Source organism: Mesorhizobium sp. WSM4816 (assembly GCF_055811535.1).
This window is the reverse complement of the sequence record NZ_JBVVQR010000040.1, coordinates 46,729-53,022: the sequence shown is the minus strand read 5'-3', so window position 1 is coordinate 53,022 and position 6,294 is coordinate 46,729. Positions and strand designations below refer to the sequence as shown.

Sequence of the window (6,294 nt, the reverse complement as noted above, 5' to 3'; positions counted from 1 at the left end):
CACCGTCACATCAAAGGAATGCGCCAACTACTTCACCGAGGCCGGCTATGTCCCAACCTAAAATCATCGCGCTCTAGGCCCGAAATTCAGAACCGAACCCGCGGGAGCGATCCCGCGGGTTCGTCTATTTTGGACGTCCAGCGTCAGGGCATTGGCGCCGGTGACGGGTCCAAGCTCGCGTTGAAATGGTCTGAGGAAAACAAAAACCCGCGGGATCGCTCCCGCGGGTTTTCGGTCGCCTGAGATGTTGCTGCTTCCCCCCCGAAGCAAAAGAAGGGAAGCAAAAGAAAAGGAGGATCAGGTGTCGGGCGAGGCGCCGCCGCCGGGGAGGCCGGGCGCCAGCTTGCTGGCGCCACCCATGATCTGGCTGAGGAAGCTCTGGTCCTTGCCGCCGGTCGGCGTGGTCCGCGAGATGAAGTCGAACACCTTGCCGTCCTTCAGGCCGTAATTGGCGATCTGGGTAACGCGCCCGTCCTCGCCGAAATAGACTGCCAGCACCTTCTGGTCGACCAGCCTCGGCTTGTCGAAGGCGACGTAACGCTTGCGCGTCTGTGAGATGTAGTAGAAGGCCTCGTTGTCGAAAGTCGCCTTGGTCGACGGGGTGCCGAGCGCCAGAAGCACCTGTTCGCGGCTCGAGCCGACCGGCACCAGGTCGATCGCCTGCTGGTCGATGACGTAGCCCTGCGTCAGCGTCTCGCTCGGATTGAGATCACCGATCATCTTCGACGAGTTGCAGCCGCAAAGCGCCGAAGCTGCCACCAGCAGCGAGATCGCGCCGGCGGATCTCGGAAAAGCGGACCTGGGCAGAAAAGTCGACTTGATTTTCAGCGCGCGCAACTACAACTCCATTAGCTGGCCGCAACTTGCGCTGGGCCGCAAAACCGGTAAACCAGCTTGCTCGCCGATGCAACAAGGCCAATTCAACAAACGGTCCCCGGGAGACCACCCTCAATGTTCCAGCGCCTTTTTGGTCGCGAACGTCACGCCAACCGCGCTATCACCGAGGCGCTTTACGCACAAATCGTGGCAGCGGCGCGGCAAACCGTGTTTTATTCCGAGTGGGATGTCCCGGACACGCCGCTTGGCCGCTTCGAGATGCTGTCGCTGCACATGTTCCTGTTCCAGCACCGGCTGCGCGGCGAGGGTGGTGTTGCCGGGGAGGTCGCGCAGGTGCTGATCGACGAGTTCTTCATGGATGTCGAGCATTCGCTGCGCGAACTCGGCATCGGCGACGTCGGCGTGCCGAAGCGCATGAAGAAACTGGCGAAGATGTTTTATGGCCGCACCGCCGCCTATGACGATGCGCTGGAACGAAACGACCATGACGCACTCGTCGCGGCGCTTGCCCGCAATGTCAGGCCCGATGCCGGCACCTGGCCGCAGGCGACGCATCTGGCCGGCTACGTCGCCGATGTCTCCAGGCGACTCGCGGAACAGCCGACCGAATCGATTGTTTCCGGCACTGTGGCATTCCCCGCGGCCAAACCTATTTAAGAAAACAAGCCTATTTAAAGGAAAATATGAAACACGCCGATTCCCAGAGCCCCGATCGCCAGAGCCCCGTGTCCTTCGTGGCCAACGTCGCCCGGCTGCCGCAAAAGGGACTGCCGGTGCTGATCGAGGCCAACGCCGCGCAGCGCGCCGCGCTGGCAGGCGAGCACGAGTTGCTGTCGGTCGAGAACTATCGCGCCGAACTGCTGGTGGCGCCATGGAAGCGCAACGGCGTCAAGGTCAGCGGCCGCGTCGAGGCCGATATCACCCAGGCCTGCATCGTCACCCTGGACCCGATCGAGGCGCATATCGACGAGGCGGTCGACGCACTGTTCCTGCCGGAGCAGTCGAAGCTCGGGCGGCAGGGTTTCGAGGGCGGTGGCGAGATAATGCTCGATGCCGAAGGGTCGGACAGCCCGGAAACATTTTCCGGCAATTCAATCGATGTCGGGGCCCTCGCCGAACAGTTCTTTGGACTAGCGATCGATCCCTATCCGCGCAAGCAAGGCGTTTCGATGGAGGCTGCCGACGATGCCGGGACTGCGGAAAGCGAATTTCAGCAAAAGCTGCGTTCCCTGCTGGGGAAATCCTGAAAACCCGACCCAATCGGAGAAAGCCGGTTGTGCGGCAGCCCAAAAACGCTATTTTCGCCGAACCTTCGCGAGCCCCAAACCCGTTGCCAGCGCCAGGCGCTCGCTCAAGCAAACTGTGAGATGAACACCGCGTGATCAGGATTTCCATCGATGCCATGGGCGGCGATCACGGACCAAGCGTGGTCATCCCGGCGCTCATGACGGTCGCGACCCGGCGTCCCGACATCCGCTTCGTCATCTATGGTCGCGAGGAGGCAGTGCGCCCCGAACTCGCAAAGCTGCCCAAGCTGGCGGAAGTTAGCGAGTTCGTCCACTGCGAGATAGCAGTCCGGATGGACGACAAGCCGAGCCAGGCGCTGCGCCATGGCCGCTGGAAGTCGTCGATGTGGAAAGCGGTCGAGGCGGTCAAGGCAGGCACTGCCGACGCCTGCATCTCGGCCGGCAACACCGGCGCGCTGATGGCGATGTCGCGATTCTGCCTCCGCACCATGGCGACCATCGACCGTCCGGCGATCGCGGCGCTGTGGCCGACATTGCGGGGCGAAAGCGTGGTGCTGGACGTCGGCGCCACCATCGGCGCGGATGCGCATCAACTGGTTGATTTTGCCATTCTGGGCACTGGCATGGCGCGCTCGGTTTTCGGCATCGAACGGCCGAGCGTCGGTCTGCTCAATGTCGGCGTCGAGGAGATCAAGGGCCAGGAAGAGGTCAAGGAGGCGGGCCGCATGTTGCGCGAGGCCAACATGGCCTCGATGAACTACCATGGTTTCGTCGAGGGCGACGACATCGGCAAGGGCACGGTCGACGTGGTCGTCACCGAAGGATTTGCCGGCAACATCGCGCTGAAAACGGCGGAAGGCACGGTACGGCAGATCGCCGGTTACCTGCGCGCCGCGATGGACCGCACGCTGATGGCCAGGATCGGCTATGTATTCGCCAAGGGCGCCTTCGATCGCCTGCGCGAAAAGATGGATGTCGGCCGCTCCAACGGCGGGGTTTTCCTGGGTCTGAACGGCGTCGTGGTGAAAAGCCATGGCGGCGCCGATTCGGACGGCTTCGCGGCGGCGATCGAGCTTGGCTACGACATGGTGCGCAACAATCTGCTCGATCGCATCGAAGCCGATCTTGATCTGTTCCATGCGCGCAATCCGCATGCCCAGACATCCAGGAAATCCGACGTCGTTGCCGACGCAGAGGAATAGGAAAGAGCCTTGATCAGATCAGTCGTGCGCGGCACAGGCTCCGCGCTGCCCCGCCGCATCATGAAGAATGCCGATTTCGAAGGCATGGTCGAGACGTCAGACGCATGGATTGCCCAGCGCACCGGCATCCGCCAGCGCCATATCGCGGCCGACGACGAGACGACGGCTTCGCTCGGCGAGGCGGCGGCGCGCGCAGCCCTCGACAATGCCGGCCTGACGCCGGCCGATATCGACCTGATCGTGCTGGCGACCTCGACTCCCAACAACACCTTTCCGGCGACCGCCGTCGACATCCAGAACCGGCTCGGCATGCATCACGGCTTCGCCTTCGACATGCAGGCGGTGTGCTCGGGCTTCGTCTACGCGGTGACGACGGCCGACCTCTATATCCGCGGCGGCCTCGCCAAACGCGTGCTGGTGATCGGCTCCGAAACCTTTTCGCGCATCCTCGACTGGAGCGATCGCTCGACCTGCGTGCTGTTTGGCGACGGCGCCGGCGCGATGGTGCTGGAAGCAGGCGAGGGGGCGGGCGGCATTGCCGACCACGGCGTGCTGGCTGCCAGCCTGCGCTCCGACGGGGCTCACAAGGACAAGCTGTTCGTCGACGGTGGAGCGTCGACCACCGGAACGGTGGGCCATCTCAGGATGGAAGGTCGCGAAGTGTTCAAGCACGCGGTCGGCATGATCACCGACGTCATCGAGGCGACGTTCTCAGCTGCCGGGATCACCGCTGAAGATCTCGACTGGTTCGTGCCGCATCAGGCCAACAAGCGGATTATCGACGCTTCCGCCAGGAAGCTCGGGATAGCGGAACAAAAGGTGGTGGTTACCGTCGATTTGCACGGTAACACCTCGGCTGCTTCGGTGCCTCTGGCGCTGTCGGTGGCGGTCGCCGACGGCCGCATCAAGAAGGGTGATCTGGTGCTGATCGAGGCGATGGGCGGCGGCTTCACCTGGGGCGCGGTCCTGGTTCGCTGGTAAGTGCCGAACGGACCGGTTCGGTCCTTGACCTTGCCGGATCAATTACTTAGGCTCTATCTTTGCTTATATAGAGTTATGTTTTTTGAGCTGATGGGGACGGTTCGCATGGGGGGAAAGACACTTACGCGCGCCGATCTTGCTGAAGCCGTTTATCGCAAGGTTGGCCTGTCGCGTACTGAATCGGCCGAGCTCGTAGAAGCGGTTCTGGACGAGATCTGCGAGGCGATCGTTCGCGGCGAGACGGTGAAATTGTCGTCGTTCGCAACCTTCCATGTCCGCTCCAAGAACGAGCGCATCGGGCGCAACCCCAAAACCGGCGAGGAAGTGCCGATCCTGCCGCGCCGCGTGATGACCTTCAAATCGTCGAATGTGCTGAAGAACCGCATCCTGCGCGCGCACCAGATCAGCAAGGCCAAGGGCAGCAAATAGCGCCTGCGCCTCAAACCCGGTTGAAAACGGTCGCCTGCTTTGACGCCGGGCTTGAATATTGTTTCATAAACCGCTGAAATAAGGCTCGATTCGGCAGGACAAGCCGGATCGGAATGACTCTTTGTTGAGCATGATCCTGGCCGAAAACCGTTTCCCACTTTTCGGGACCATGCTCCAGCGTGAGGATTTCGCCCATGGACAAGAGCCCCGACGCTTTCCGCACCATCAGCGAGGTCGCAGAAGATCTCGACCTGCCGCAGCATGTGCTGCGTTTTTGGGAAACGCGCTTCAACCAGATCAAGCCGATGAAGCGCGGCGGTGGCCGCCGCTACTACCGGCCGCAGGATGTCGAACTGATCAAGGGCATCCGCCACATGCTCTACGATCAGGGATACACGATCAAGGGTGTGCAGAAGCTGTTGCGCGAGAACGGCAATCATTTCCTGGTCGCCATCGGCAATGGCGACATGGCGGCCGTCGAGGCGATCTCGCAGCGCCGGCAGGCCGATGCGGTGCCGTTGACGCCGGCGGCCCAGCCGCGCGGCGCCGATGACGAGATGCTGGTCGGCGAGCCCAAGGTGAAACCCAGCCGGCGCTTCTTCGGCCTGGGCAAGACCGACGACGAAGGCCCGGTGCAGCCGGGCACGTCGAAACTCTCGCGCGACAATCGCGCTTTGCTGCAGGAGGCGCTGTTCGACCTTCTGGAATGCAAGCGCCTGCTCGATCAGGTGCGCTAGCGCATGGCCCCGGGATAGCGACTGCATAGAACGTCACGCGGGTCGCATGAATCGCTTCTGACGCGACGCGCTCTGGGCCCCGATCGGTCGCGGCAAAAACCGGAACCGGTTTTGCGATCGTGCGTTCCTTCGCAAAAGAAGGAAGCCTGTCATGGTATCATTTTCGACCCTCTCCGACATCGATCTTGAAAAACAGGTCGCGGCTCTCTCCAGGGAACTGGCGGCGCTGAGGAAAGCCGTTTCCAGGCGCGGCAGCGCCTATTACGAGGACGGGCGTGACACCGCGTCGGACTATTACTCGGACCTCGCCGAGCGTTTCAGTGACGCTCTGCCTGCGATCAGGAGGCATGGCAGGGTGATAGAGAAGACAGCCCGCGATCATCCCGCGACAGCGGCCGCAGTCGGTCTGGTTGTGGTCGGGCTCGTCGCCAGCCTGTTCCTCAGCCGCCAGCAGAAAACGTCGCGAACGAGATCGGGATCGGCACGTTGAGACAAGAAAATGGCGGCGTGGACGGCCGCCATTTTCGTTGACCAAAAGGTCGATCAGCGCGCGAGCTTGAGCTTGTTCTTCGGGCTCACCTGCGCGGTCTGGCTGCATCTGCCGTAGACGGTGCCGTTGGAGTCGGTGGCGTCCGTATAAGTACCCTTGCAGTCGAGCTGCAGCACCAGGCAGTGACCCGCGCCCTTGCAAACCGCGCCGCCGCCGCTCGGATGCGTGCCGTTGGCGAAGGCCGGGCCCGGCAGTGAAATCGAGGCGAAGGCCGAGACGACGATGGCAGCGGCGAGCGACAGGCGCTTGAAGTTCGAGATGTTGGTCATTTGAGCATTTCCTTCTCTTGATCGAGGATCGCCGTCGGGGCG

At 62.4% G+C, this 6,294-nt stretch carries 10 protein-coding genes; 7 read left to right on the top strand and 3 right to left on the bottom strand.

From position 1 onward, the window contains the following. Positions 1 to 297: 297 nt before the first annotated feature. The gene (locus AC0L3H_RS28365) at positions 298 to 837 is read right to left on the bottom strand and encodes an outer membrane protein assembly factor BamE (RefSeq protein WP_473587664.1); all 540 of its coding nucleotides are present in this window, start codon (positions 835 to 837) and stop codon (positions 298 to 300) included. A 114-nt stretch (positions 838 to 951) separates the two neighbouring features. Here AC0L3H_RS28365 and AC0L3H_RS28360 point away from each other — a divergent pair, with 114 nt between their 5' ends. The 5 genes from AC0L3H_RS28360 (at position 952) to AC0L3H_RS28340 (ending at position 4,696) form a co-directional block, all read left to right on the top strand. Beyond that, positions 952 to 1,494 (top strand): ubiquinol-cytochrome C chaperone family protein, encoded by a 543-nt coding sequence (locus tag AC0L3H_RS28360; protein WP_473587663.1) that lies wholly within the window; start codon positions 952 to 954, stop codon positions 1,492 to 1,494. Positions 1,495 to 1,520: 26 nt separating this feature from the next. Then, complete coding sequence (locus tag AC0L3H_RS28355) at positions 1,521 to 2,084, top strand: YceD family protein (protein WP_473587662.1); 564 nt, start codon at positions 1,521 to 1,523, stop codon at positions 2,082 to 2,084. Between the two features lie 131 nt (positions 2,085 to 2,215). Next, the gene (gene plsX / locus AC0L3H_RS28350; protein WP_128183722.1) at positions 2,216 to 3,286 is read left to right on the top strand and encodes a phosphate acyltransferase PlsX; all 1,071 of its coding nucleotides are present in this window, start codon (positions 2,216 to 2,218) and stop codon (positions 3,284 to 3,286) included. 9 nt (positions 3,287 to 3,295) lie between these two features. Next, complete coding sequence (locus tag AC0L3H_RS28345; RefSeq protein WP_023798388.1) at positions 3,296 to 4,267, top strand: beta-ketoacyl-ACP synthase III; 972 nt, start codon at positions 3,296 to 3,298, stop codon at positions 4,265 to 4,267. A gap of 105 nt (positions 4,268 to 4,372) precedes the next feature. After that, positions 4,373 to 4,696, top strand: a complete 324-nt coding sequence (locus tag AC0L3H_RS28340; protein WP_023798387.1) for an integration host factor subunit alpha — start codon at positions 4,373 to 4,375, stop codon at positions 4,694 to 4,696. Positions 4,697 to 4,706: 10 nt separating this feature from the next. Here AC0L3H_RS28340 and AC0L3H_RS28335 read toward each other — a convergent pair whose 3' ends face one another. After that, entirely contained in the window at positions 4,707 to 4,892 is a 186-nt protein-coding gene (locus AC0L3H_RS28335; RefSeq protein ID WP_473587661.1) for a hypothetical protein, read from the bottom strand. On the opposite strand from AC0L3H_RS28335, the gene AC0L3H_RS28330 reads away from it, so the two are divergent. Next, entirely contained in the window at positions 4,891 to 5,433 is a 543-nt protein-coding gene (locus tag AC0L3H_RS28330; RefSeq protein WP_095485784.1) for a MerR family transcriptional regulator, read from the top strand. The genes AC0L3H_RS28335 and AC0L3H_RS28330 overlap by 2 nt on opposite strands. Before the next feature lie 151 nt (positions 5,434 to 5,584). Next, the gene (locus AC0L3H_RS28325; RefSeq protein WP_473587660.1) at positions 5,585 to 5,923 is read left to right on the top strand and encodes a hypothetical protein; all 339 of its coding nucleotides are present in this window, start codon (positions 5,585 to 5,587) and stop codon (positions 5,921 to 5,923) included. Positions 5,924 to 5,976: 53 nt separating this feature from the next. On the opposite strand, the gene AC0L3H_RS28320 is transcribed toward AC0L3H_RS28325, so the two are convergent. Next, complete coding sequence (locus tag AC0L3H_RS28320; RefSeq protein ID WP_473587659.1) at positions 5,977 to 6,252, bottom strand: hypothetical protein; 276 nt, start codon at positions 6,250 to 6,252, stop codon at positions 5,977 to 5,979. Between the last annotated feature and the right edge of the window lie 42 nt (positions 6,253 to 6,294).

Bases quoted from the DNA above. Each gene is read 5' to 3' on its own strand.
- AC0L3H_RS28360 (WP_473587663.1), top strand. From the start codon at position 952: ATGTTCCAGCGCCTTTTTGGTCGCGAACGTCACGCCAACCGCGCTATC.
- AC0L3H_RS28355 (WP_473587662.1), top strand. From the start codon at position 1,521: ATGAAACACGCCGATTCCCAGAGCCCCGATCGCCAGAGCCCCGTGTCC.
- AC0L3H_RS28340 (WP_023798387.1), top strand. From the start codon at position 4,373: ATGGGGGGAAAGACACTTACGCGCGCCGATCTTGCTGAAGCCGTTTAT.
- AC0L3H_RS28330 (WP_095485784.1), top strand. From the start codon at position 4,891: ATGGACAAGAGCCCCGACGCTTTCCGCACCATCAGCGAGGTCGCAGAA.
- AC0L3H_RS28335 (WP_473587661.1), bottom strand. From the start codon at position 4,892: ATGGGCGAAATCCTCACGCTGGAGCATGGTCCCGAAAAGTGGGAAACG.
- AC0L3H_RS28325 (WP_473587660.1), top strand. From the start codon at position 5,585: ATGGTATCATTTTCGACCCTCTCCGACATCGATCTTGAAAAACAGGTC.
- AC0L3H_RS28320 (WP_473587659.1), bottom strand. From the start codon at position 6,252: ATGACCAACATCTCGAACTTCAAGCGCCTGTCGCTCGCCGCTGCCATC.